Consider the following 24,674-nt stretch of genomic DNA (forward strand, 5'->3'; position numbering starts at 1 on the left):
CAGCTCCGGCAGGGCGCGAGGCTCGACCGCCAGCAGCACACGCCCGCCGATCACCAGCCCGCTGCCACCTCTCACCCGTCGTGAGAGCGCCCCGGCGGCGCGCGCGGAGTGGCGCGCCACGGCCAGCCGCGTGCGGCCGTGCGCGCGCTCGGTCCGTGCATCGCCCATGCCACCAGTGATAGGCGCGGGATCCTGTCTCCCACCTGACTGAAGGGTCCCGGAGGCACGTGTAGGACTCACCGGAGCCCGACCGCCACGACCCGGTCGGTGATGCCGGGTGTCTCACCGCCGAGCAGCCAGATCCGGCGCCCGTACGTCGCGACCGCCGCGTCGCTGAGCGGCATCGGGAGACGGCCGGCCCGACGGAGGTGGCCGGATGCCGGGTCGTACCACCACATGGCGTCCGTCTGCCGGTACGGCGCCACCCGCCCTCCCATCACCAGGATCCGGCCGGCAACCGGGACGGCCATCGCGTGCCCGAGCGCGACCCGGAGCCGTCCTGCCGGGCGGGTTCGACCGGTGGCGAGGTCGACCTTCTGGATCGAGTCGAGCTCGCGGCCTGCGACCTCACCTCCCAAGACGTAGACGTCCGAGCCGATCCGCGCCATGGCGGCGTACCGGACGCCATCGAGCAGGGCTCCGGCCCGACGAGGAGCCTGATGGGGCGAGAGCCGCAGGATCGTCCTCGGCACGGAGGCACCGTCGTACCCACCGATCACGTAGGCCGTGCCCTGCCACTCCGCGACGCCGAGGTCGGAGCGGGTCGTCGGCAGGTCCGCGACGCGACGCCAGCCGCCGGGGGCCAAGGTCTGCACCGCCGACTGCTCGGCGGAGTTGCCGCCGCCGACCACCGTCGGCGCACCGGCGACCAGGCCTCCGGCCGCGTCGTGGACCGGAACCGTCAACGACGGCAGCGCGTGCTCGACGCCGGTCCTCGGGTCGAGCCGGAACGCGCGGCTCGACGACCGGTCGCCGGCGAGCAGCCCGCCGGCCAGGACCACCGAGCCGCGACGCATCGGGATCGCGACCGCCCGCGCGACCGGGAACGGCAGTCGCCAGGCCGACAGACGCGCCGCCGCCACCTCCGGTACGGCCGGACGCCGGGTGGCCGGAGCCTGGGCGTCTCCGGTCGTGGAGGCCCGCGGACCTGCGGACGACGTGTGGTCGCCGCATCCCATCAGCACTGGCCCGAGGAGGACGATCGACAGGAGGACGCGGAGGCTCACCGCATGTTCCCGGTGTGGCCGAGCGAGTAGCGCCCGGGCTGCGGCCAGACCGCGATGCCGTGCGGGCTCCCACCGACCGGGATCTTCGCGATCAGCCGGCCGGTGCGCGTGTCGAAGCCGTAGACGACCCCGTCGTACCGCCCGGACAGCCACAACGTCCTGCCGTCGGCGGAGACGCCGCCCATGTCCGGGCTGCCCCCGCCCGGGATCTTCCAGGTGTCGATGATCTTGTCGGTCGCGAAGTCGAGCACGCTGACCTCACCCGCACCGCGGTCGGAGATGTACAGGTCCTTGCCGTTGCGGCTGGGGTAGAGGCCGTGTGGCATCCGCGGAAGCCCGAGGGTGCGGCGTTGTCGGAACGTCCGGGCATCGATGAGCCGCAGCTCGTTGGTGCCCATGTCGGCGACGTAGAACGTCCTTCCGTCGGGGGAGACCCGCACGTCCTGCGGGACGCTGCGGCCCATGGTCATGGGAGCCGCGTGCTGGGCCGTGGGGTGGGGGTCGAGATGCAGCACGCCCACGACCCGGCGCCGGAGAGTGCTCACCTTCAACAGCTCGCCGGAGAACTCACAGGTGACCACGAAGAAACGGCCGTTCCCGGAGAAGTCGGCGTGGTTGGGGCCGAGGCACCCCGGATATCTCAGGTCCTTGATCGTGCGGAAGGTGTGCGCGTCCGCGAAGCGGATCGTGTTGTCCTGCTCGATCATCACCACCGCGGTCTTGCCGTCCGGGGTGTAGTAGAGGTTGTACGGGCGGGGCATGGCGATGCTGCGTGTTCTGCGACCCGTGCGCGGGTTGATCTCGACCAGCTCGTCGGCGTAGCTCGAGTTCGTGATCAGCGTGCGCAGGTCGTACGACGGGACGACGTGCTGGCTCAGGTACCCGGTGCGGATGACCCGGACGATCCGATGCGTCCGCTGGCTGATCACGGTCACCGTCGAGCCCTGGGAGTCGGGCACGTACAGGTAGCTCGGGTCGTGCCGGACCTGGGGCGCCAGCATCCCCTTCCGGGTCTGCGAGTAGACGTCGTTGTCGATCACCGGTGGCATTCCCGGGATCCGGTGCCGGAACGGCGGATCCGGCCGTGCCGACGACGCGGGGACCGTCGCCGTCGCGGGCGGTCTCGACGGCGACGCGTGGGCACCCTCCGGTGCGGAGGTCGAGGAGTGGCACGCGGTGAGCAGACAGGTCGCGCACAGCAGCGTGACGGCAGCGGACCGCAGCGAGGCACGGGCGACGACGGGTCCATGACGGACCGCACCGGACAGTCGTGCCGCCATGCACCCACCATCCGTGCCACAACCTGCCAGGCACCTGACCGTCTGCGGACCCCTCCGCTCGGCCGGCCGGGCGGTACGCCGCTGCCGCGTCGGATGGACCGCCATCCGCCTACCGGGTGCGCCGTACGCGCCGACGCAGCTGCAGGATGCGGAGCGACGCGGAAACAGCCGCCAGCACGAGGCCCGCCGCAGCCGCGATCAGGAGCGCGACCGCCTGCGGCGGCTCGCCGTCCCACCACAGGAACCGGATGTCCGCGGGCTGGGTGTTCTGGGCGATGAAGATGATCAGCAGCACCAGCAGGACCGCCAGCCCGACCACCATGAGCCACGAGCCGCTCGTGCGGCTCCCGCGCAACGGATCCTTGGTCTGCGTCCGGGTGTGCTCGGGTGACGCGTCGGCGGCACCGGTATCACGGTCGTGGGACATGCGGCCCTCCTCGTCGCTGTGGCCGGTCTGTGGACCACCGAGCCGGTACCCGAACCCCACCGACACACGCCGCAGCCCCGGCCATTCCTCTACGGGGCGCGTCTGACGAGTCGGACGGCGGGTACCCCGGGGAATGGACGCTGCGACCTGGCTCGACGAGGCACTCGACCGCACCGTGGTGCTCGGCTACGGCCGCCCCGGCATCGCCGTCCGCAGGCGGCTGCCGGGCTGGCCGGCGGATCCGGGCCGCCTGGACGGCAAGGTCGTGCTCGTGACCGGTGCCGGATCGGGCATCGGGCTCGCCGCCGCGGTGGGCTTCGCCCGGCTGGGCGCGTCGGTGAGGGTGCTCGGCCGAGACGACGACCGTGCCGCCGAGGCGGAGCGGTTCACCCGACGACGGCTCGGCAACGCCGGCCGGGCCGCCGACGTCCGGCCGGTGGCCCGTGACGTCAGCGACCGGCACGTGCTGCGGGTCTTCCTCGAGGAGTTCGTCGACCACGAGCGTCGCCTGGACGTATTGGTGAACAACGCCGGCGTGATGCCGGACGAGCGCGAGCACACGCGCGACGGCGTGGAGCTGACGTTCGCGACCCAGGTTCTCGCGCCGTGGATGCTCACCGACGGGCTGGCCGGGCTGCTGGCGGCCTCGGCGCCGTCGCGGGTCGTCAACGTGACCTCGGGCGGCCAGTACGACCAGCGGATCCCGGTCGGCGACCTGCAGTCGGACGAGACGTCGTACGGACCGAAGAAGGTGTACGCCCGCACCAAGCGCGAGCTGATGGCCATCACCGAGATGTGGGCCGAGCGGCTGGAGCCCGACGGGGTCCACGTGCACGCGATGCATCCGGGCTGGGCCGACACCAAGGGCGTCCGCACCTGGATGCCGGTGTTCCGCGCGCTGACCCTCCCGATCATCCGCACGCCCGAGCAGGGTGCCGACACCATTGTCTGGCTCGGCGGCGCGCCGGAGGCGGTGGAGACCACCGGGCTCCTGTGGCAGGACCGCCGGCCGCGACCCACGACGTACCGCGTCGGAGCGCCGGCCGACGATGACGCGGCTCGACAGGAGCTGTGGGAGCACGTCGCCGGGTTGGCCCGGGCCGCCTAGCGACGGGCGGTCACGGGTTCGGGGTGCAGCTGCGGCAGCGTTCGTAACGATTTTGCCGTTCCCGGCGGCCGATTGCCCGCGGAAGGGCGGGCGGTGAGATACCGTGACGCTCTCACGCCCGTGAACCTCTCGGCCCTTCCCCCAGGCGCCGAGTTCCCAGGTCCGGCGTGTGTCCCGGGCCAACCCCCCACGTGCCCGGAGAGCGTCCCTCCCCCCAACGGTGGGACGCTCGCGTCCGGACGAGCCCGAACGCCGGGAGAGACGGCCGTCTAGGCTCCGACGCACGGTGCCCAGGCGTGGGAGGAGTGCGATGCCGACGGTGGCGCGTGCGGTGCTCGAGGTGTTCCACCACGCGGGTGTCCGGACGGCGTTCGGACTGCCCGGCGTGCACAACCTCTCGCTCTGGCGCGAGGCCGGAGCGGGTACGCCCGAGCTGGTCCTGGTGCGGCACGAGCAGACCACGGTGTACGCCGCGGACGGGCTCGCCCGCGCCACCGGCGGGCTGGGCGTCGCGCTGACCACGACCGGACCGGGCGCCGCGAACGCGGTGGCCGCTTTCGGCGAGGCGGCCGCCTCGGGGAGCCCCGTCGTGCTCGTGGCCAGCGAGATCTCGACGAAGCTCGCCCGGCCCGGAGTGGTGCGCGGCGCGCTGCACGAGTCGCGCGACCAGGCGGCCCTCTTCGAACCGCTCGCCAAGGCCGTGCTGCGGCCACGCACCGCCGAGGACGCCGTGCGATGCGTGGCCGAGGCGGTGGCGGTCGCGATGACCTGGCCCCGCGGGCCGGTCTACGTCGACATCCCCACGGACGTGCTGGACGCCCAGGTCACCCACACACCCGGACCGGCCACTCCCGTGCGGAGGGCCCCGGATCCGACCCAGCTCGATCGCGCGGTCGCGGCGATCGAGGCGAGGCCGCGCATTGTCATCTGGGCCGGTGGAGGTGTCGTGCAGGCGGACGCCTCGGCGGAGCTCGCCGCGCTCGCCGAGCGGCTGGGTGCACCGGTGGTCACGACCTTCGCAGCCCGCGGCGTGCTGCCGCCCGAGCATCGGTGGTTGGTGGGGTTGCCGCCGCACGAGCCCGAGGTCGCGGCGTACGTCGAGGGGGCCGACCTGCTGCTGGCGGTCGGCGCGGCGTTCGACGGCCAGATGACGCGCAACTGGTCGATGCCGAGGCCACCGGCGCTGGTCTCGATCAACGTCGACGAGTCCGATCTGGTGACGAACTACGAGCCCGACGTCGGCCTGGTCGGAGACGCCCGTCTCGTGCTCGCCGAGCTCCTCGAGCGGCTGCCGGCCCGGAGGTCCGACGTCTCCGCGCTCGACGCGGTGCGCAGCTCGACCTGGGCACGGCTCCGGGACGATGCGGCCGGCGGCCCCGCGCTCGCCTTCCTGGACGCCGTGGACACCGCGGTGGCCGCCGCCGACGCGACGGTCGTGGTGGACATGGCGATCCCCGGCTACTGGTACGGCGGCTACGGCCGGGTCACCGGTCCGCGCCGGCTGCAGTACCCGATCGGCTGGGGGACGCTCGGCTACGCGCTGCCCGCCGCGGTCGGCGCCGGGGCCGCACGGACGCGACCGGTGCTGGCGGTCTGCGGCGACGGGGGCTTCCTGTACGCCGTGGGCGAGCTCGCCGTACTCCGGCAGGAGAACCTCCCCGTGACCGTGCTGGTCGTGGACGACGGGGGCTACGGGATGCTCCGCTACGACCAGGACCGGGCCGGCGACCCGCACCGCGGCGTCGACCTCGTCCGCCCCGACTTCGGCGCGCTCGCGAGGTCGTTCGGGCTGCCGGTCGTCACGCTCGAAGGCGTCGAGGGGCTGGACGCCGCACTCGCCGAAGGCCTGGCGTCGGGGGAGCCCCGGATGGTGGTGCTGGATCTCGCCCTCACCCCGCCGCGCACGACGTCGCCGCGGTGGCACGACTGACCGCAGCGGGCAACGGCCGACGGCCCCGCGACGGCCCTGAATCGTCCGCGCAGAGCGGTCGGTAGCCTGGCTGCGTGCAGCTTCCTTCTCTTCGCGCGGTCATCGGCGGAGCGCTCGTGCTCGCGATCGCCGCGGGCTTCGAGTTCGAGCTCGCCTGGCTGTTCCTGGGCGGGCTCGTCCTGTTCCTCGGCTGGTGCGGCTACATGCTGATGGCCGCCGACGAGTCCTGACCCAGGTGCTCGACGACGGGGTGCGGGGGGCGATCGCACCACTCGAGCCCGGGTACGCCGAGGTCCTCGCCCGTGTGGTCGAGCACGTCGAGCGCGACACCGGGATCCGTGCGCTCTGGCTCGGCGGCTCCGTCGGGCGCGGCGTCGCCGATGCGGGGAGTGACCTCGACCTGGTGGTGACCGTCGCCGACCGTTCGGCGTACCACGATCCCTCCGTCTGGGACGTGCTCGACCCTGTGATCACGACGCCGATCCCCGGCATGCCCGGGTGCTTCGCCTTCACGACGCGGGACGGGCTGCGGGTCGACATCGTGCTCGAAACACCGGAGGAGGTCGCGTCGTCGGCGTACGTCAACCGGCTCCGCGTCCTCGACCGGGACGGTCTCGAACCGCCCGCACCGGCCGCCGACTCCCGCACCCCGGACGTCGAGCGGATGCAGGCGATCGTGACCGAGTTCCTGCGTCAGTCCGCGATCTTTCCCGCGGCAGTCGTGGCCCGCGAGGACTGGCTGCTGGGTCAGGCCGCCGTCCAGAACTACGGGCACATGCTCTACCAGCTGCTCGTCGAGTCCAACCAGCCGCTCCCGGTGATGGGCGTGAAGCAGTGGAGCAGTCGGCTGACCGCGGACCAGCGCGACCTGCTCGCCTCGCTGCCCGCCCCGGCAGCCGATCGGGACTCGGTCGTCGCTGCGATGAGGGCCGTCCGCGAGGCGATCCGCACCCGCGGACGCGCGGCTCTCGAGTCCGCCGGAGGCACCTGGCCGACTGACGTCGACGACGCGATGGCGGCGTACTGGCGGCGACACGGTCTGTGACGAGTCAGCCCCCGAGCCGGGCCGACGGATCGAGCACCAGCGCCTGACGGCGCCGGTGGACGGTCAGGTACCGCAGGCCCGTCTCTCCGGCCTGGAAGGAACGGCGCGAGCGGCGCGGCAGCCAGAGCAGCACGCCCGGCGCGAGCGCGACGGTGGTGTCCAGCTCGGTCGAGAGCGTCCCGGATCCCGCGAGCACGTGCACGAGGACGTCGAGGTCGGGGCCGGCGTGGGCATCGATGCTGCCGTGGGGCGGGATGGCCACGATGTTGGAGTCGAGGTCGCGCTCACGCACGTCGAGCTTCCACACGGCGCCGGCGGCGTCCGGGTCCTGGTGGTCCTCCGCGCGGAGCTTGCCCGTGTCGACCAGCATGCGCGGCAGGGGAGTGCTGGTGCGTTTGCCGATGCGGATCCGGTAGTTCCGCGGCTCGCGGGACAGGTACTCCCACTCGTAGCTGCCCGCGTGGTCGGTCTCGAACTCGTCGCGCAGGTGGCGCGGGTCGTGGTCGTTGACGAGCACGAACGACGAACCTGTCGTCAGCTCGTCGTACGCCGCGAAGATCGTGGGGTGCTTGTCGGGCTTGCGGAGCTGTCGTACGTCGAGCTCCGACTCCGGGACGGTGCGCTGGTCGGTCACATGCCCTCCTCATTTTCTACAAGTATGACTTGTGTAAACTCTAGGACATGACCTACGTGATCGGGCAGCCCTGTGTCGACGTGCTGGACCGTGCCTGTGTGGACGAGTGCCCGGTCGACTGCATCTACGAGGGGCAGCGGAGCCTGTACATCCATCCGGACGAGTGTGTGGACTGCGGCGCGTGTGAGCCGGTCTGCCCGGTCGAAGCGATCTACTACGAGGACGACCTTCCGGAGCCACTCGTGCCCTACCTCGCCGACAACGCGGCGTTCTTCGGCGAGACCCTGACCGGACGCGACGCCCCGCTCGGCTCGCCCGGGGGCGCGGCCAAGCTGGGTGCGATCGGGGTCGACACCCCGCTCGTCGCCGGGCTGCCGCACCAGGACCTGGCGGACAGGTGAGCGACGAGAACGCCCGGCATCGCCGTCGCGAGGCCGTCCTTGAGGTCTTGCGGGCGTCGACATCTCCGCTCGGGATCACCGAGATCTCGGAGAGCCTGGGCGTCCACCCCAACACCGTCCGGTTCCACCTCGGCGCCCTGACGCGCAACGGTCGGGTCGAGGCGGTGCCGACGGAGCGCGGACGGCGGGGGCGGCCCCCGACGACGTACCGGCCGGTCGTGCGGATGGACCCGGACGGTCCCCGGGAGTACCGAGCACTGGCCGAGCTCCTGACCGAGGACCTCGCCTCGCGCCCCGATCCCCATCGGCACGCGGTAGGTATCGGACGCCGCTGGGGTCGCCGCCTGGCCGCCGGGTCTGATTCGACGCGGGCGCGGTCCGCGCGGGCCTCGCGGGCCCGGATCCGCCGGATGCTGGACCGGCTCGGGTTCGCGCCGGACCACGACGACTCCGGCCCCATCGCCCTACGGAGCTGTCCCTTCCTGGAGCTGGCCGAGACAAGCACCCGCGTGGTCTGCCCGATCCACCTGGGTCTGATGCAGGGCGCGCTGGAGACCTGGAAGGCGCCGGTCACGGTCGACCGGCTGGAGGCGTTCGCCGAGCCCGACCTGTGCCTCGTCCATCTGGGCCCGGCGCTCGCGTCGACGGGCGCTGTCTCGTGAGCGCTGCCACCTCGGCCGCCGTGGCCGTCACCTTCGTCTGGCTGGGCATGGTGCTCGCCATCTCCTTCCTTGAGGCGCCGTTGAAGTTCCGGGCCCCCCAGGTGACGCTGCCGATCGGGCTCGGCATCGGCCGTCTGGTGTTCCGGGCGTTGAACTCGGTCGAGCTCGTGCTCGCCGTGGTCGTCGTCGTCGCGTCCCTGACCCGGTCGCACGACTGGGCGACCGTCCTGCTCCTGCTGGCCGTGCTCGTCCTGGTCGCCCAGCTGCTCTTGGTCCGCCCCCGGCTCACCCGGCGTTCCGACCAGGTGCTGAGCGGTGACGACGCCGGACGCTCGCAGGCGCACATCGGCTACGTCGTGCTCGAGTCCCTGAAGGTGACACTCCTGCTGGCCGGGGGGATCCTGCTGTTGGCGGGATCTTCCTGATCTCTATTTCCGAGAGGACCCCACGATGGAAGCGATCTCCCTGACAGCGCTGGCCGACGAGCAGCTCGCCGTCGCCCGGCAGGCACCGGCGGGACGTGCCTCGCACACCGTCCACGGCGGGCAGGAGCACGCTCTGCGCCAGACACTGGTGGCGCTGGCGGCCGGGCAGGAGCTGGCCGAGCACAACAGCCCCGGGGAGGCGACACTGCACGTGGTCACGGGACGCGTCCGGCTGATCGCCGGCGACGACGCCTGGGAGGGTGGAGCCGGCGACCACGTCACCATCCCGCCGCTGCGGCACGCGCTCCGGGCGCTCGAGGACTCCGCGGTGCTGCTGACGGTCTCGATGGCTCGCTGAGCGCCGCCCCGGGCGATACCCGCCCGCCGGGTGGGTACCGGGGGCCATGTCCGACGACACTCCCCGGTCACCGCATCGCATCGCCGGTTACCTCGGCATGCTCTCGCTCTTCGGTGGAGCGCTCGCCTCGGCCGCGGCCGTCGGTCGGTCGCGCGGGCAGCACCTTCCCGACGACTACGGCGTCCAGGACCTCGTCCTCGGCGCCCTCGCGACCCACAAGTTCTCCCGGCTGGTGGCCAAGGACGGCGTCACCACGCCCGTACGCGCGCCGTTCACGGAGTTCGAGGAGAACGCCGGCTCGGCCGAGGTCAACGAGTCGCCCAAGGAGGGTCATCTCCAGCACGTTCCCGGCGAGGTCCTGACCTGCCCGTTCTGCCTGGCGCCCTGGGTCGCGACGTCGTACGTCGTGTGCCTGACGCTGAGCCCCCGCCTCGCGCGTGCCTGGGCCGCCACCTTCGCGATCGTGGGCGGCTCCGACTGGCTGCAGCACGGGTACTCGCGGATCCGGGCCGACTGACCGGCGGAACTGTGGCTCGTCCACCGCCGTCTGCCGGGCCACCCCGGATGGCGGTGAGCCGGCCACGGTCTCGGCGCACTCAGGTGATGGTCACGCCCCCGTCGACGGCGAGGGTCTGGCCGGTGATGTAACCGGCCGCGTCCGAGGCCAGGAAGACGACGGTGGCGGCGAGCTCCGCGGGATCGCCCGCGCGACCGGCGGGCACCCGCGACATCACCGCGTCGAGGTAGCCGTCGGGATACTGGTCGGTCATCTCCGACTCGAAGAAGCCTGGGGCCAACGCGTTGACGCGGATGCCCTTGCGGCCGGTCCACTGCGCGGCCAGGTCGCGGGTCATCCCGATCAGCCCCGCCTTGGAGGAGGCGTACGCCGCCTGCGGGAGGCCCGCTGTCGTGAGCCCGAGCACCGACGAGATGTTGATGATCGACGAGCCGGGCCGCATGACCCGGCCGCATGCCTGGGCCATCCAGTAGCAGCCGTTGAGGTTCAGGTCGATCACCGCGCGGAACTGCTCGGGGGTCTCATGGGTCGCCGGCACCGCGGTCCCGACTCCGGCGTTGTTGACGAGCACGTCGACGCTGCCGAAGGCGTCCATTGCGGCCCGCACGAGCGCCGTACACGCGTCCGGGTCGGTCACGTCGGTCGCGACCACGAACGCCTGGCGCCCGGTGGCCTCCACCAGCGAAGCGGTGTCCCGGAGCCGGTCCACCCGGCGGGCGCCCAGCACGACGTCGGCTCCCGCCTCGGCCAGCGCCTGCGCGAAGGCCACACCGAGCCCCGACGAGGCACCGGTCACGATCGCCACCCGCCCGTCGAGCCGGAACATCTCGAGGGAGGTCATGGCGGAAGCGTAGGGGTTGACCCCGGCTGCTCCCTGGCCCTGCCCCGGCAGGGGCGGAAACGGCTCGGATCCGTGCTGAACTGGTGGTGCCAGACCGACGGAGAGGACCACAGGGAGCATCCGATGACCGAGAACCAGTACGCCCGACCCGGCGACGTGTCGCCGTCCGAGGAGCGCACGATGGGCATGCTCGCCCACGCCATCCCGCTGGTGGCGATGGTGGTGAGCGCCGGGCTCCTGGGCTTCGTCGCCTCGCTGATCCTCTACCTGATCTACAAGGACCGCGGCCCCTTCGCGCGTGAGAACGCCGCGAACTCGCTGAACATCCAGATCACCACCGGCATCGTCCTGCTGATCTCCATCCCGCTGATCCTCGTGGTGGTCGGCATCTTCACGGCGCTGGCGGCGATCGTGGTGGCGTTCGTGCTGCACCTGCTCGGGGCGCTGAAGGCGAACCGCGGCGAGTGGTGGCGGCCGCCGATGACGCTCCGCCTGGTCCACTGATCGGGATGCCGGGCAGCCCCGCGACGAGGCTCTGAGGAGGCAGCGAGCGCGCTTCCGGCGCATCGGCTCACCCGTTGGGGGGTACGACGTTCCCGGTCCCAGGGACACGATCGGGACCGGGAGCGACATCGGTCCCTCCCCTCTCGGGAGACTCGGAGGTCCGCTATGGAGGTCCTGGCGTCATCGATCCTGCGCATGGATGCGAGCTGGGTCGACTACCTGCTGATCCTTCTGTACTTCGTCTTCGTGCTCGGCATCGGCCTCGCCGCCCGCGCCTCGGTGTCGAGCAGCATCGACTTCTTCCTCTCCGGGCGGTCGCTGCCGGCCTGGGTCACCGGGCTCGCGTTCATCAGCGCGAACCTCGGTGCCGTCGAGATCATGGGCATGTCCGCGAACGGCGCGGAGTTCGGGATGTCGACGTTCCACTACTACTGGATCGGCGCGATCCCGGCGATGCTGTTCCTCGCCGTGGTGATGATGCCGTTCTACTACGGCTCGAAGGTCCGGTCGGTCCCCGAGTTCATGCTCCGCCGTTTCGGCCCGGCCGCCCACCTGGTGAACTCCATCAGCTTCGCCGTGGCGCAGGTGCTGATCGCGGGAGTGAACCTCTACCTGCTCGCCACCATCGTGAACGCCCTGCTGGGCTGGAACATCTGGGTCTCGACGTTCGTCGCCGCGGCGATCGTGCTCTCCTACATCACGCTCGGCGGGCTCTCGGCGGCGATCTACAACGAGGTGCTGCAGTTCTTCGTGATCGTCGCGGCCCTGCTGCCCCTCACCTACCTGGCCCTGCACAAGATCGGCGGCTGGGGCGGGCTCACCGACGCGATGGACAAGGCCGGCACCGGCGAGCAGACGAGGTCGTGGCCGGGCACCGACCTCACCGCCTACTCCACGTCGTTCTGGTCGGTGGTCGGGATCGTGCTCGGCCTCGGCTTCGTGTTGTCCTTCGGCTACTGGACCACGAACTTCGTCGAGGTTCAGCGCGCGATGGCATCGAAGGACATGAACGCCGCGCGTCGGGCGCCGATCATCGGCTCGTTCCCGAAGATGTTCATCCCGTTCATCATCATCATCCCGGGCATGCTCGCGGCGGTCCTGGTGTCCCCGCTGGCAGACATGAAGTCGAAGGGTGCGACCACCGGGCAGGACGGCATCACCTACAACGACTCCTTGCTGCTTCTGATGAAGCAGCTGCTCCCCAACGGCCTGCTCGGCGTCGCGATCGCCGGCCTGCTGGCGGCGTTCATGGCCGGCATGGCGGCCAACGTCTCGGCCTTCAACACCGTGATGAGCTACGACATCTGGCAGACCTACGTCCAGAAGGACAAGCCCGACCACTGGTACACGCAGTTCGGCCGTGGCGCGACCGTGGTCGCGACGCTGCTGGCGATCGGCACGTCGTACTTCGCCAGCCAGTTCCCGAACATGATGACCTACCTGCAGACGCTGTTCGGGTTCTTCAACGCGCCGCTGTTCGCGACGTTCATCCTCGGCATGTTCTGGAAGCGGATGACGGCGGCGGCGGGCTGGGTGGGACTCGTGCTCGGCACGCTCGCGGCGGTGGCCGTCGCGTTCCTGGCAGAGGACACCTTGGGGTCGGCCAGCACCGGGGTGCTCAGCCTCAGCGGGCAGGGTGCGGCGTTCGTAGCCGCCGGAGCCGCCTTCGTGGTCGACGTCGTGGCCAGCGTGATCGTCACGTCGATGACCCGTCCGAAGGAGGAGGCCAAGCTGCGCGGGCTGGTCTACTCGTTGACCCCCAAGGAGGACCTGGCCGACGAGCACGTCGACCACTGGTGGCTGGCACCGACCAAGCTGGCCGGGGTCTCGCTGGTCCTGGTCATCATCCTCAACGCGATCTTCCACTAGGAGGTGTGGCATGAGTCAGAGAGAGACCGGGCCCAGGCGCAGCCGGGCAGGGCTGTTCGACGTGCGCAACATCATCGGTGCCCTGCTGCTCCTGTACGGCGTGATCCTGCTGATCACCTCCGTCAACACCTCCGAGGCCGAGAAGGCGCGGGCCGACGGCATCAACGCCAACCTCTGGATGGGCATCGTGCTGGTCGTCGTCGGCATCCTGATGGGCGTGTGGGCGATGACGCGCCCGATCGTGATCGACGAGGAGCAGCTCGAGGCCGACAAGCGCGCCGTGCAGGAGGAGGCCTCGGCCCGGCGCCGGGACACCGGCACCGACGGCGACACGGCCGACTGACCACCCCGCTGGCACTCGCCCCGCCGGATAGTACGGATCAGCACGCCGGTCGACAGGCGCTCCGGGCCGGCCGCGTGATCCGTACTATCGGACTGGGCTCGGGGATCACCGGCCGAGCTCGGCGAGGAGCTCGTCCTGCCATGCGAACGTCGCGCGGGCGCGGTCGGCGAGGTCCGGCCCGGGCATCAGGGCGGCGACCCGCTCGGCGTACCCCACGGGGAGATCGGTGCGCAGGTAGCGCAGCCCGAAGTCGTGCCGCGCCGGGCAGTGCTTGATGCGGAGGAGCCGGACCAGCGGGTTGACGCCGTAGGCGAGATGGAAGGCGACCGCCTCGACCTCGTCGCCCCGGGCGAGCGCCCGGTTGACCAGCCACTCGGCGGTCGGTCGGCGGGCCGCGGTCTGCCGCACGGCGTCGAGTCGCGCGCGTTCCATCGTCGCCTCGTCGTCGTGGCGCAGCTCGACGAGGCCGTCGGGGTCGTGCACGACGTGGGGTACGCCGTGCCGGCGCTCGTCGACGCACCGGTGCTCGTCGGCGAGGTCGGAGACGTGCAGGTCGACGATCCGCGTCGGGAGGGACATGTCGGCGGCGTCGGCGGTGAGATTGAGGAATGCCTGCCGGCCGTCCGGCCAGGTCTCCTCCGGGAGCTCCCAGACCTGGTGCACCTCGAAGTCGTCCAGGGCCGCGTCGAGCAGGCGGCGGTACGTCGCGACCGCCTCCCCGGGCGTGGCCAGCACCTCGACGTCGAGGTCGGAGTGGTCGTCGTACCCTCCGGTGACCGCTGAGCCGCTGACGAAGACGACCCGGACGTCGGGGTCGGTCTCGCCCTGCTTGCGCAGCCAGGCCAGCCAGTCGTCGTACCTGCCCAGGTCGGCGAGCCGTTCGGTCATGGCGGGAAGGTAGAGGGAACCGACGAGCGGTCACCAGCACGTTTCGGTTACGATGGAGCCATGCTGCAGCACCGGAGCACCCTGCTTCTTCGACAGCCGCGCTGACGTCCCACGTCGCGCGGCCGCCCCTCCCTGCGAGGGGCTTTTTCATGTCCGGTGAAATGTCCGAGAAGCCAGGCGAGACGAAAGAGCGAAGACGATGAGCCAGGAGCAGGCGACAGCCGAGGGTGCCGCGACCTACGACATCGAGGCCGTCGAGGAGAAGTGGTACCGGGTCTGGGAGGACCTGCTGCCCTTCAAGGCCAGCGACGACGTGGTCCGGTCGGGCGAGCGCGAGAAGCGCTACGCACTGACGATGTACCCCTACCCGTCCGGCGACCTGCACATGGGCCACGCCGAGGTGTTCGCCCTGCACGACGTGGTCGCCCGGTACTGGTGGCAGCGCGGCTACGAGGTGCTGAACCCGATGGGCTTCGACTCCTTCGGCCTGAACGCCGAGAACGCCGCGATCCGCGACAACGAGCACCCCGCGACGTTCACCTACGCCAACATCGCCGTCTCCACCGAGTCGGCCAAGCGCTTCGGCTGCAGCTTCGACTGGACCCGGACCTTCAACACCAGCGACCCGGAGTACTACCGCTGGACGCAGTGGCTGTTCCTGAAGTTCTACGAGCGCGGCCTGGCCTACCGAAGGAAGAGTCCCGTCAACTGGTGCCCGAACGACCAGACCGTGCTGGCCAACGAGCAGGTGATCGACGGTCACTGCGAGCGCTGCGGCGCCGAGGTCACCAAGCGCGAGCTGACCCAGTGGTACTTCAAGATCACCGAGTACGCCCAGGAGCTGCTGGACTGCCTGGACGACCTGGCGCCGACCTGGCCGGAGCGGGTGATCACCGCGCAGCGCAACTGGATCGGCCGGTCCGAGGGTGCGCACGTGAGCTTCCCCGTCGAGGGGCACGACGACATCACCGTGTACACGACCCGGCCGGACACGCTGTTCGGTGCGACGTTCATGGTGGTGGCGGCCGACGCCGCGCTGGCCGGCGAGCTGGTCAGCGACGAGCAGCGCCCGGCGTACGAGACGTACCTGGAAGAGGTGCGCAAGGCCAGCGACATCGACCGGCTGGCGTCCGACCGTCCCAAGACCGGCGTCTTCCTGGGGGTGCACGCGACCAACCCGGTGACCGGTGCCCAGATCCCGATCTACGCCGCCGACTACGTGCTGGCCGACTACGGCACCGGCGCGATCATGGCCGTGCCGGCGCAGGACCAGCGCGACTGGGAGTTCGCCACGGCGTTCGACCTGCCGATCGTGCGGACCGTGCGGCCGCCCGCGGACTGGGAGGGCGAGGCGTACGTCGGCGACGGTCCGGCGATCAACTCCGCCAACGACTCGGTCTCGCTGGACGGCATGGGCGTCGACGACGCCAAGCGGACGATCATCGACTGGCTGGAGGGCCAGGGCATCGGTCAGGGCGCGGTGAACTTCCGGCTGCGCGACTGGCTGCTGTCGCGGCAGCGGTACTGGGGCGCCCCGATCCCGTTCGTCCACTGCGAGAAGGACGGCGAGGTGCCGGTCCCGGAGGACCAGCTGCCGGTGCTGTTGCCCGAGCTGCGCGGCCAGGACCTGACGCCCAAGGGCGTCTCACCGCTGGCGGCCGCCGAGGAGTGGGTGAACGTCGAGTGCCCGCGCTGCGGCGGGCCGGCGAAGCGCGACAGCGACACGATGGACACCTTCGTCGACTCCTCGTGGTACTTCCTGCGCTACTGCTCGCCGCACGACGACACCCAGGCCTTCGACCCCGACCTGGTCGAGCTGTGGAGCCCCTGCGACATCTACATCGGTGGCGTCGAGCACGCGGTGCTGCACCTGCTGTACTCGCGTTTCTTCACCAAGGTGCTGGCCGACATGGGCCTGCTGCGGTTCCGCGAGCCGTTCTCGGCGCAGCTGAACCAGGGGATCGTCATCAACCAGGGCGCCAAGATGTCGAAGTCCAAGGGCAACGGCGTCAGATTGGGGGAGCAACTATCGGCGTACGGCGTGGACGCGGTGCGGCTGACCCTGGTCTTCGCGGGTCCGCCGGAGGACGACATCGACTGGGCGGACATGTCGCCCAGCGGATCGCTGCGGTTCCTGCAGCGGGCATGGCGGCTGAGCGGTGACGTGACGTCAGAGCCGGGCGTGGACCCGGCAAGCGGTGACGTGGCGCTGCGCCGTGCCACCCACAAGACCGTGCGCGAGTGCGAGCACCTGATCGACAGCCACCGCTTCAACGTGATGGTCGCGCGGACCATGGAGCTGGTGAACGCCACCCGCAAGGCGATCGACTCCGGTGCCGGTCCGGAGGACCCGGCGGTGCGCGAGGCCGCGGAGGCGGTGGCGATCCTGCTGTCGCTGGTGGCGCCGTACACGGCGGAGGAGATGTGGGAACGGCTGGGGCACCAGCCCTCCGTCGCGCGGGCGGGCTGGCCGACCGTCGACGAGGCGCTGCTGGTCGAGGAGTCGGTCACGGCGGTGGTGCAGGTGCAGGGCAAGGTGCGCGCACGGCTGGACGTGCCGCCGACGATCAGCGAGGCCGACCTGGAGGCCGCCGCGATGGCCGACCCTGCCGTCGTACGCGCGATCGACGGGGCGACCGTGCGGCGGGTGATCGTGCGCGCGCCGAAGCTGGTGAACATCGTGGTCGGGTGACATTCGGCTAGCGTTCCGGGCATGCCCGGCACGGCGGTCGTCGTCACCGACTCCACGGCCTCGTTGCCGGCGGACGTGGCGGAGAGCCGCGGCATCGTGGTCGTGCCGCTGCAGGTCGTGATCGGCGCGACCGTGTACGACGAGGGCCCGGAGGGGGCGACCCCGGAGATGGTCGCCGAGGCGCTGCGGGAGTTCCGGCCGGTCAGCACCTCGCGGCCGTCGCCGGCGTACCTCGCGGAGGTGTACGCGAAGCTCGCGGCGGACGGCGCGCCCGAGATCCTGTCGGTCCACCTCTCCGCGGAGATGAGCGGCACCTACGAGTCGGCCCTGCTCGCCGTGCGCGACGCGCCCGTGCCGGTGACGGTCGTCGACTCGCGGCAGGTCGGCGTGGCGACGGGGTACGCCGCGCTGAGCGCGGTCGACGTCCTGGGCGCCGGGGGGAGTGTCGCCGAGGCGGCAGAGGCGGCCCGGGCGCGGGCCGACGCGGCGACCTCGTTGTTCTATGTCGACACCCTCGAGTACCTGCGGCGTGGCGGTCGTATCGGCGCCACGGCGGCCCTGGTCGGCGGCGCGCTCGCCGTGAAGCCGCTCTTGCGGATCCAGGACGGCCGGGTCGTGAGCCTCGACCGGGTGCGCACCTCGGCACGGGCCCTGAGCCGGTTGGAGGACCTGGTCGTCGAGGCGGCCGGTGAGCAGCGCGTCGACCTCTGCGTGTCGCACCTCGCCAACCCCGACCGCGCCGGCGACCTGGCCGGCCGCCTCGCCGAGCGGCTCGCCGACAACCTCGGAGGGCGCGAGGTCTGGTGCGGAGAGCTGGGCGCGGTGCTGGGCGCCCACGTCGGGCCGGGGATGGTCGCGGTGTGCGTCGCACCCCTCCTGCGCTCGTGAAGGCTGGCCGCGGGCGCCTGACGCTGACCCGGCCCCGGGAGGTTCTCGGCCAGTCCATGACGTTCTCGGGCAGTATTTCGCCCGGTAACGTCATGATTCCCCGGTGTACCGGGGAACGCGCCGCTCGACCCGGGACCGTGCGCCATCCACAGGCCGGGACCTCGCACGGGTCCTCCACAGGAACCGACGGATCGCGTCGGTCCTGACCGCGGTCCCGCCTAGCGTCACCGGGCATGCGCAGCCGTTCCCTTGCCGCCCAACATGACGCCGCCGTCGCTCGTCGCCTCGAGCTGCTGACCACCGAGCTCGCCGCGGTCCGCGAGCGTGGTCCGGCGCCCGACACCCGGGTGCGCCCGGCGGCCTCGTGGAGTCCGCACGGGCACACCCGCATCCGGGCCCTGCCCGATCCGGACGAGCCGGACGTCGACGAGCCCGTACAGACGACCGCGCCGGTGCCGTCGGTCGCGCGCCTCCCGGGGCGGCACGCCTCACGACGTACGCCGGTCGGCCCGGACTCCTGGCCCGGGTTCCTGCCCGCCGGCCTCCGCGGCCGGATCGCCCTCGGTCCGAGCCACGTCGCCGTCATCGCCGTGGTGTCCGCCCTGGCGCTGGCGTTGACCTGCTGGTGGCTGCTCCGCAGCGGCGCCCACGAGGTGGCGGCGCCGACGGCGCTGACCACCCCTGCAGCGGCCCTGGCCACGCCGAAGGCCGCCGCCGCGTCGGCCTCGGCCGGCTCGGCCGCCGGGACGACGCCACCGACCCCGTCGGGGAAGGTGGTCGTGGACGTGACCGGCAAGGTGCGACATCCCGGCATCGCCGTGCTCCGTCAGGGCGCCCGCGTGATCGACGCGGTGCGAGCCGCCGGGGGAGCCCGGCCCGGGGTCGATCTCGGAGGTCTGAACCTCGCCCGTGTCCTCACCGACGGCGAGCAGGTGGTGGTCGGCGCCGGCGCGGTGGCAGGCACACCGGTCTCCACGCCGGCCGGTGGGTCGCCGGTGAGCGGGCTGGTCAACATCAACACCGCCGACGAGACCACCCTCGAGTCGTTGCCCGAGGTCGGGCCCGTCACCGCCCAGGCGATCATCACCTGGCGCACCCAGCACGGCGGATACACCTCGGTCGACCAGCTGCTCGACGTCGACGGCATCGGCGACGCCACCCTGGCCAAGCTCACGCCGTACGTCACCCTCTGAAGCACCCGTGCCCCGACAGCTGCCCGACCTGCGCACGGCGTTCCTGGCCCTCTTCGGGTGGGCCGGCGCGCTGGCAGGCACCGGCCACGGCGCGCTCCTGCCGGTCGCCTGCGGCTGCACGCTGGTCCTGGCTGCCGGTGCCGTCGCACGGCTGCGCGGACGCGGGGCTGCGCTGGCCGTGCTGGCCGGGCTGCTCGTGTACGCCGCGGTCGCCACCGCGGCGGGTGTCCGCTACCAGCGGGTGACACACAATCCGCTCACCAGTCTGGCCGAGACGCGCGCGGAAGCCACCCTGACCGGCACGGTGGTCGACGACCCACACCTGATCCACGGCCGGTTCGGCGACCAGGTGCTGGTGCGGCTGCAGGTCCGCGGCGTCCAGGCGGGCGACCGCGCGCTCGCGCTGCGCGAGCCGGTGCTGGTGTTCGGGCGACGATCCTGGTTGTCCGTGCCGCTGGGGACGACCGTACGGGTCAGCGGCCACCTCGGCCCGGCGTCGGGAGGGGACGTGGCGGCCCTCGTGTCGACGTCGGCGTCACCGGACATCCGAGCCGGCCCCGATCCGTGGTGGAGCGCCTCCGGTCGGGTGCGCGCGGCTCTGCGTGAGTCGGTTGAGCGGCTGCCGCCCGATCGGCGCGCCCTCGTGCCGGCCCTGGTCGACGGCGACGATGCCGGCCTCGACCCGGCGCTCGCCGACGACTTCCGGACCACCGGACTCACCCACCTACTGGCGGTCTCCGGCACCAACCTCACCCTGGTCGTCGGCTTCGCTCTCGTGGTCGCCCGCTGGCTCCATGTGCGGGGCCGATGGCTCTACGTCGTCGGCGCCGCCGGGATCGCCGGGTTCGTGCTCATCGCCCGCGCCGAGCCGAGCGTGCTCCGCGCGGCGGCGATGGGATCGGTGGCGCTGCTCGGGATGGGCGCGAACGGCGCCGACCGTGGCACCCGGGCGCTCGGGGTGGCCACGATCGTCCTGCTCCTCGTCGACCCGTCGCTGGCGTCGGCCGTGGGGTTCGGTCTGTCGGTGCTGGCCACGGCCGGCATCCTTCTGCTGGCGCCGACCTGGCGCGACGCACTCTGCCGCTGGCTGCCCCGATGGGTCGCGGAGGCGATCGCCGTGCCCGCGGCGGCTCAGCTCGCCTGCACGCCGCTGGTCGCGGCGATCGCCGGCCAGGTCAGCCTGGTCGCGGTCGTGGCCAACCTGTTGGCGGCGCCGGCGGTCGGTCCGGCGACCGTGCTCGGTCTGCTCGGTGGGCTCGTCACCCTCGGCTGGCCGGCCGCGGGCCGGGTCGTGGGCGCCGCGGCGGGCTGGTGCGTCGAGTGGATCGTGCAGGTGGCGGAGCGCGGCGCGAGCCTGCCGACGGCGGCGGTGTCCTGGGGGAGCGGTCCGGTGGCCCTCCTCGTCCTCACCCTGGTGTGCGCCGGAGTCGTCCTGCTGGCGCCCCGGCTGCTGGCCAGGCGCTCCACCGGCCTGGCCTGCTGCGGGGTCATGGTGGTGGCGGTGCTGGTCCGGGTGCCGACGCCGGGCTGGCCACCCACGGGATGGCTGATGGTCGCGTGTGACGTGGGCCAGGGTGACGGCCTGGTGCTCAACACCGGCCTCGCCCACACCGCCGTGGTCGTGGACGCAGGGCCCGACCCGAAGCCCATGGATCGCTGCCTCGACGACCTCGGCGTCAGCCGGGTCCCGCTGGTGGTTCTCACCCATTTCCACGCCGACCACGTGGACGGACTGCCCGGCGTCCTCGACGGGCGCAGCGTCGGCGTCGTCTGGGTCACCCGGCTGCGCGACCCGCCCGAGGGCGTGTCCCTGGTCCGAGCGGCGACGGCGAGCGCCGGCGTCGCGACCGAGGCGGCGCCGTACGCCGAGACCCGGCGCATCGGTGACATCACGCTCGAGCCGGTCTGGCCACTCCCCGACTCTCAGACGACAGGTCCCGGCGACGGCAGCACGGCCAACAACGCCAGCGTCGTGCTGCTGGCTCGTATCCGAGGGGTCAGCTTCTTCCTCGGCGGAGACGTCGAGCCGGAGGGACAGGAACAGCTCGCCACCGCGCTCCCCGGCCTGCAGGTGGACGTGCTGAAGGTGCCCCACCACGGGAGCCGGTACCAGGACCTGCCGTTCCTGCGGTCGCTCCACTCGCGTCTCGCGCTGATCTCGGTCGGCGCCGACAACGACTACGGACACCCGGCGCCGGAGACCGTGGCGGGTCTGGCGGCGACCGGCGAGACGGTCCTCCGCACCGACCGGGACGGAAGCATCGCCGTGGTCGAGCGCGACGGGGCACTCGCTGCCGTGACCAGCCGGTGACGAGTCATCCCCGCGGCCGACGCGCGGTCGAACGATCCGTGATGCACTCGATCGGTGAGGTGCCGGCCTCTCGTGGCGGCCGTCGCACTCCTGTCGCTGGGAACGCTCGGGGCGGGTTGCACGGCCTCAACGCAGCGCGCGACGCCGCCCCGGCAGCGGCTGGTGGTGGCTCCGGCGGTCGCGCCCGCACGGGTGGTCCGGCCCCCCAACATCCTGGTCATCACGGCCGACGACATGCGGGCGGACGACCTCCGCTGGATGCCGCGGACAAGGCGACTCATCGGCGGCACAGGGCTCCAGTTCCGCAACTCGTTCGCACCCAACCCGCTGTGCTGTCCCTCACGGGCGAGCTTCCTGAGTGGCGAGTACTCGCACAACCACCGGGTGCTGACCAACGAGAAGCCGTACGGGTTCCACGCCTTCGACGACTCACAGACCATCGCCACCGCGCTCCGGCACGCCGGCTATCGCACCGCGCTCGTCGGCAAGTACCTCAACGGCTACGGCAGCGAGCGGACGCATGCCGGGCATCACCCGTCGCTGCACTACATCCCGCCGGGGTGGTCGCAGTGGTACGTCTCGACGGAGCATCGTTGGCCGGCCGGCGAGGGTCCCGGCGGTGGGACCTACCACTACTTCCACCTCACCGAGAACGTGAACGGCGAGATACGCAGCTATCCCGGTCGGTACACCACCGACGTGACGTCGGCTCAGACCCGTGACCTCGTCCAGCGGTTCGGAGCTGCGGCGACGCCGAAACCGTGGTTCATCTGGTGGACACCGTTGGCGCCGCACGTCGGGCTTCCCGACGAGCCCGACGACCCCGGCACCATCCGGAGCCCCAGCGGCCACCTCGTGGTCTGGGGTACGCCGGCACGTCCGACGTGGGTCAAGCACCGCTTCGACAGTGCCATCACGCACGGTGCCGGGACGCCCCCGGGACATCCCGCGGAACGGGACGTCTCGGACAAGCCGCACTATCTCCGCTTCGCACCTCCGCTCTCCAAGCGCGAGAAGGGCGCCGAGCGGTCCCTGACCCGGCAGCGGGCCGAGGCGCTGTACATCCTGGACCGGCGGATCGCCGACACGCTCCGGACGATCCGGGACACCGGACAGGCGCGGCGCACGATCGTCGTGTTCACCTCGGACAACGGCTACTACCTCGGCGAGCACCGGAAGCGCCAGGGCAAGACCACCCTGCACGAACCGTCGATCCGCGTACCACTGCTGATGACCGGACCGCACATCCCCCACGGGCTCCGCTACGACCCCGCCACCGGCGTCGACCTCCCGGTCACCATCGCCGGCTGGGCCTCCGCCAGTCTGCCGAACGCCGACGGCACCGACCTGCGCCGCACGATCGCGCGGGGCGACACCGGCTGGCGCCGGCCGATCGTGCTCGAGGGACTGATGGATGAGTACCGCTACCGCCACGGCACCCATTGGGCAGCCGTGATGCGGGGCCTCGACACGGTGGGGATCCGCACCGGACGCTGGAAGTTCGTGCGGTATTCCACGGGGGAGTGGGAGCTCTACGACCTGCGGGACGACCCGCTCGAGCTGCACAGCCTGCGCGGACTCCGGACGCCGGAGATCCAGACCGCCCTGGAACGCGCCTGGCGCAGCTACGCCGTGTGCAGCGGCACCGCCTGCCGCATGCCCCTGCCGAGGATCCTGCAGACCGGGCCCCGACAGACGCGGCGCATCGCCCGGCACCAGGAGCGTGAGCGGCAGCGCTACTTCCGTTACTGACCGCCCTCGGCGGCATCGTCGGTGTCGTGTGGGAGGCTGCCCGCATGGCCCGAGGACCCTCCGCGCAGGACGTGCTCGGACGGGTCACCCTGGTGACCGGCAAGGAGGAGTTCCTCTCCGAGCGCACGGTGACCGGCGTCCGCGACGCCGTACGCCGCCATGACCGGGAGGCCGAGAGTTCCGAGACCCAGGCGGCCGGGCTGACCCTGGCCGCGCTCGGTGAGCTGTCCGCGCCGTCCCTCTTCTCCTCGACGCGGTGCGTGGTGGTGCGCCGGCTGGAGGACCTTCCGGACGAGTCCGTCGACGGCCTGCTCGACTACGCCGGAGCTCCTGCGGACGACGTGGCCCTCGTGCTCGTGCACAGCGGCGGTCAGAAGGGCTCAGGCGTGCTCACCAAGCTCCGCAAGCTGGGCGGGGTCACCGAGGTGAAGTCGGAGGAGCTGCGGACCTCGGAGTACCCCGGCTTCGTGACCTCCGAGGTGCGGGCCCACGGGGCCACCATCGAGCCCGACGCGGCCACGGCGCTCGTGCAGGCCGTCGGGCAGGACCTCCGGTCGTTGTCGGCGGCGGCCGACCAGCTGGCCAACGACTTCCCGGGCGAGACGCTGACCCCGGAGAAGGTGAAGCGCTACTTCGGGGGCCGGGCCGAGGCGAAGTCGTTCGCGGTCGCCGACGCCGCCTTCTGGGGGCGTCGGCGACCGGCGCTCGGGGAGCTGAGGTGGGCTCTCGACGGCGGCACGGCGCCGGTCCTGGTCACCTCGGCGTTCGCCGGCTCGGCCCGAGGCATCGCCCGCTACCTGTCGGCACCGCGCGGCATGCGCGACGCCGACCTGGCCCGCGAGGTCGGGGTGCCGCCCTGGAAGCTCCGCACCATCCGCGACCAGTCGCGTGGCTGGTCGGAGGCGGCCATCGCCCGGGCGATCCGGACCATCGCCCAAGCGGACGCCGACATCAAGGGCGCGGCCGGCGACGCGTCGTACACCCTGGAGCGGCTGGTGCTGACCGTGACCGGCCTGCGCGACCGGTCCTGAAATCGACAGAGGCGCCGACCCGGTGCGGTCGACGCCTCGAGAGCTGCGTTCTCAGAGCGACGCGGCGCGCTTCATGATGGCCGACTTGCGGTTGGCGGCCTGGTTCTTGTGGATCACACCCTTGGAGACGGCCTTGTCCAGCTTGCGCGCGGCGGCACGGCTCGCCTCGACGGCGGTGTCCTTGTCGCCGGCATCGGCGGCCTCGCGGAACTTGCGCACGAGCGTCTTCAGCTCGGACTTCACAGCCTTGTTGCGCTGGTGACGCTTCTCGTTCTGCTTGTTCCGCTTGATCTGGGACTTGATGTTCGCCACGGATGAAGCCTTCGGGTCGGTGGGTTCGGGAGTGGAA

The 24,674-nt window shown here is 71.8% G+C and carries 25 protein-coding genes; 18 read left to right on the top strand and 7 right to left on the bottom strand.

Features of this window, described 5'->3' with window-relative positions:
- Positions 1 to 236: 236 nt before the first annotated feature.
- The 3 genes from VGK78_RS02420 to VGK78_RS02430 all read right to left on the bottom strand — a co-directional run bounded on the left by VGK78_RS02420 (position 237) and on the right by VGK78_RS02430 (position 2,933).
- Complete coding sequence (locus VGK78_RS02420; protein ID WP_331525700.1) at positions 237 to 1,226, bottom strand: hypothetical protein; 990 nt, start codon at positions 1,224 to 1,226, stop codon at positions 237 to 239.
- Positions 1,223 to 2,506 (bottom strand): beta-propeller fold lactonase family protein, encoded by a 1,284-nt coding sequence (locus VGK78_RS02425; protein ID WP_331525701.1) that lies wholly within the window; start codon positions 2,504 to 2,506, stop codon positions 1,223 to 1,225. The genes VGK78_RS02420 and VGK78_RS02425 overlap by 4 nt, the downstream gene beginning before the upstream one ends.
- Positions 2,507 to 2,615: 109 nt before the next feature.
- On the bottom strand, positions 2,616 to 2,933 hold the full coding sequence (locus VGK78_RS02430) for a lipopolysaccharide assembly protein LapA domain-containing protein (protein ID WP_331525702.1): 318 nt from the start codon (positions 2,931 to 2,933) through the stop codon (positions 2,616 to 2,618).
- Between the two features lie 133 nt (positions 2,934 to 3,066).
- Here VGK78_RS02430 and VGK78_RS02435 point away from each other — a divergent pair, with 133 nt between their 5' ends.
- From VGK78_RS02435 to VGK78_RS02450, 4 genes are all read left to right on the top strand, one after another.
- On the top strand, positions 3,067 to 4,041 hold the full coding sequence (locus tag VGK78_RS02435) for an SDR family NAD(P)-dependent oxidoreductase (protein WP_331525703.1): 975 nt from the start codon (positions 3,067 to 3,069) through the stop codon (positions 4,039 to 4,041).
- A gap of 310 nt (positions 4,042 to 4,351) precedes the next feature.
- The gene (locus VGK78_RS02440; protein WP_331525705.1) at positions 4,352 to 5,971 is read left to right on the top strand and encodes a thiamine pyrophosphate-binding protein; all 1,620 of its coding nucleotides are present in this window, start codon (positions 4,352 to 4,354) and stop codon (positions 5,969 to 5,971) included.
- 74 nt (positions 5,972 to 6,045) lie between these two features.
- Positions 6,046 to 6,201 (top strand): hypothetical protein, encoded by a 156-nt coding sequence (locus VGK78_RS02445; RefSeq protein WP_331525706.1) that lies wholly within the window; start codon positions 6,046 to 6,048, stop codon positions 6,199 to 6,201.
- Positions 6,202 to 6,206: 5 nt separating this feature from the next.
- Entirely contained in the window at positions 6,207 to 7,016 is an 810-nt protein-coding gene (locus tag VGK78_RS02450) for a nucleotidyltransferase domain-containing protein (RefSeq protein WP_331525707.1), read from the top strand.
- A 4-nt stretch (positions 7,017 to 7,020) separates the two neighbouring features.
- Here the strand turns inward: VGK78_RS02450 and VGK78_RS02455 are convergent, their stop codons facing one another.
- The gene (locus VGK78_RS02455) at positions 7,021 to 7,650 is read right to left on the bottom strand and encodes a DUF2249 domain-containing protein (protein ID WP_331525708.1); all 630 of its coding nucleotides are present in this window, start codon (positions 7,648 to 7,650) and stop codon (positions 7,021 to 7,023) included.
- Positions 7,651 to 7,697: 47 nt separating this feature from the next.
- Here VGK78_RS02455 and fdxA point away from each other — a divergent pair, with 47 nt between their 5' ends.
- Genes fdxA through VGK78_RS02480 form a run of 5 tightly spaced genes read left to right on the top strand, consistent with a single transcriptional unit; the run spans position 7,698 to position 10,013 of the window.
- Positions 7,698 to 8,051 carry a ferredoxin gene (gene fdxA, locus VGK78_RS02460; protein ID WP_331525709.1) on the top strand — a complete coding sequence of 118 codons (354 nt, stop codon included), beginning with the start codon at positions 7,698 to 7,700 and terminating at the stop codon, positions 8,049 to 8,051.
- The gene (locus VGK78_RS02465; protein ID WP_331525710.1) at positions 8,048 to 8,713 is read left to right on the top strand and encodes a helix-turn-helix transcriptional regulator; all 666 of its coding nucleotides are present in this window, start codon (positions 8,048 to 8,050) and stop codon (positions 8,711 to 8,713) included. The genes fdxA and VGK78_RS02465 overlap by 4 nt, the downstream gene beginning before the upstream one ends.
- Entirely contained in the window at positions 8,710 to 9,138 is a 429-nt protein-coding gene (locus VGK78_RS02470) for a hypothetical protein (protein ID WP_331525711.1), read from the top strand. Before VGK78_RS02465 ends, VGK78_RS02470 begins: the two co-directional genes overlap by 4 nt.
- Before the next feature lie 25 nt (positions 9,139 to 9,163).
- A complete protein-coding gene (locus tag VGK78_RS02475) occupies positions 9,164 to 9,496 on the top strand; it encodes a cupin domain-containing protein (RefSeq protein WP_331525712.1) in 333 nt (110 codons plus the stop codon).
- Between the two features lie 46 nt (positions 9,497 to 9,542).
- Positions 9,543 to 10,013, top strand: a complete 471-nt coding sequence (locus VGK78_RS02480) for a DUF1360 domain-containing protein (protein ID WP_331525714.1) — start codon at positions 9,543 to 9,545, stop codon at positions 10,011 to 10,013.
- A gap of 79 nt (positions 10,014 to 10,092) precedes the next feature.
- Here the strand turns inward: VGK78_RS02480 and VGK78_RS02485 are convergent, their stop codons facing one another.
- Positions 10,093 to 10,854: a glucose 1-dehydrogenase gene (locus VGK78_RS02485; RefSeq protein ID WP_331525715.1), complete on the bottom strand. Its 762-nt coding sequence runs from the start codon at positions 10,852 to 10,854 to the stop codon at positions 10,093 to 10,095.
- A gap of 123 nt (positions 10,855 to 10,977) precedes the next feature.
- Between VGK78_RS02485 and VGK78_RS02490 the strand changes: the two genes are divergently transcribed.
- The 3 genes from VGK78_RS02490 (at position 10,978) to VGK78_RS02500 (ending at position 13,570) form a co-directional block, all read left to right on the top strand.
- Positions 10,978 to 11,358 (top strand): DUF4870 domain-containing protein, encoded by a 381-nt coding sequence (locus tag VGK78_RS02490; protein ID WP_331525716.1) that lies wholly within the window; start codon positions 10,978 to 10,980, stop codon positions 11,356 to 11,358.
- 165 nt (positions 11,359 to 11,523) lie between these two features.
- The gene (locus tag VGK78_RS02495) at positions 11,524 to 13,227 is read left to right on the top strand and encodes a sodium:solute symporter family protein (RefSeq protein ID WP_331525717.1); all 1,704 of its coding nucleotides are present in this window, start codon (positions 11,524 to 11,526) and stop codon (positions 13,225 to 13,227) included.
- Positions 13,228 to 13,237: 10 nt separating this feature from the next.
- Complete coding sequence (locus tag VGK78_RS02500; protein ID WP_331525718.1) at positions 13,238 to 13,570, top strand: hypothetical protein; 333 nt, start codon at positions 13,238 to 13,240, stop codon at positions 13,568 to 13,570.
- Positions 13,571 to 13,675: 105 nt separating this feature from the next.
- Here the strand turns inward: VGK78_RS02500 and VGK78_RS02505 are convergent, their stop codons facing one another.
- A complete protein-coding gene (locus VGK78_RS02505; protein WP_331525719.1) occupies positions 13,676 to 14,458 on the bottom strand; it encodes a hypothetical protein in 783 nt (260 codons plus the stop codon).
- Positions 14,459 to 14,657: 199 nt separating this feature from the next.
- On the opposite strand from VGK78_RS02505, the gene leuS reads away from it, so the two are divergent.
- The 6 genes from leuS (at position 14,658) to holA (ending at position 24,325) form a co-directional block, all read left to right on the top strand.
- Positions 14,658 to 17,150 (top strand): leucine--tRNA ligase, encoded by a 2,493-nt coding sequence (gene leuS, locus VGK78_RS02510; protein WP_331525720.1) that lies wholly within the window; start codon positions 14,658 to 14,660, stop codon positions 17,148 to 17,150.
- A gap of 21 nt (positions 17,151 to 17,171) precedes the next feature.
- Positions 17,172 to 18,038 (top strand): DegV family protein, encoded by an 867-nt coding sequence (locus tag VGK78_RS02515; protein WP_331525721.1) that lies wholly within the window; start codon positions 17,172 to 17,174, stop codon positions 18,036 to 18,038.
- Between the two features lie 233 nt (positions 18,039 to 18,271).
- Positions 18,272 to 19,231, top strand: coding sequence for a ComEA family DNA-binding protein (locus VGK78_RS02520; RefSeq protein ID WP_331525722.1), 960 nt, complete (start codon positions 18,272 to 18,274; stop codon positions 19,229 to 19,231).
- Between the two features lie 7 nt (positions 19,232 to 19,238).
- Positions 19,239 to 21,542 (top strand): ComEC/Rec2 family competence protein, encoded by a 2,304-nt coding sequence (locus VGK78_RS02525; RefSeq protein ID WP_331525723.1) that lies wholly within the window; start codon positions 19,239 to 19,241, stop codon positions 21,540 to 21,542.
- 72 nt (positions 21,543 to 21,614) lie between these two features.
- Positions 21,615 to 23,294, top strand: a complete 1,680-nt coding sequence (locus VGK78_RS02530) for a sulfatase-like hydrolase/transferase (RefSeq protein ID WP_331525724.1) — start codon at positions 21,615 to 21,617, stop codon at positions 23,292 to 23,294.
- A gap of 44 nt (positions 23,295 to 23,338) precedes the next feature.
- The gene (holA, locus tag VGK78_RS02535; protein ID WP_331525725.1) at positions 23,339 to 24,325 is read left to right on the top strand and encodes a DNA polymerase III subunit delta; all 987 of its coding nucleotides are present in this window, start codon (positions 23,339 to 23,341) and stop codon (positions 24,323 to 24,325) included.
- Between the two features lie 51 nt (positions 24,326 to 24,376).
- Here holA and rpsT read toward each other — a convergent pair whose 3' ends face one another.
- Complete coding sequence (rpsT, locus tag VGK78_RS02540; protein WP_331525726.1) at positions 24,377 to 24,637, bottom strand: 30S ribosomal protein S20; 261 nt, start codon at positions 24,635 to 24,637, stop codon at positions 24,377 to 24,379.
- Positions 24,638 to 24,674: the final 37 nt, after the last annotated feature.

The sequence above is a fragment of the Nocardioides sp. genome, from assembly GCF_036503465.1.
GTDB lineage: Bacteria > Actinomycetota > Actinomycetes > Propionibacteriales > Nocardioidaceae > Nocardioides.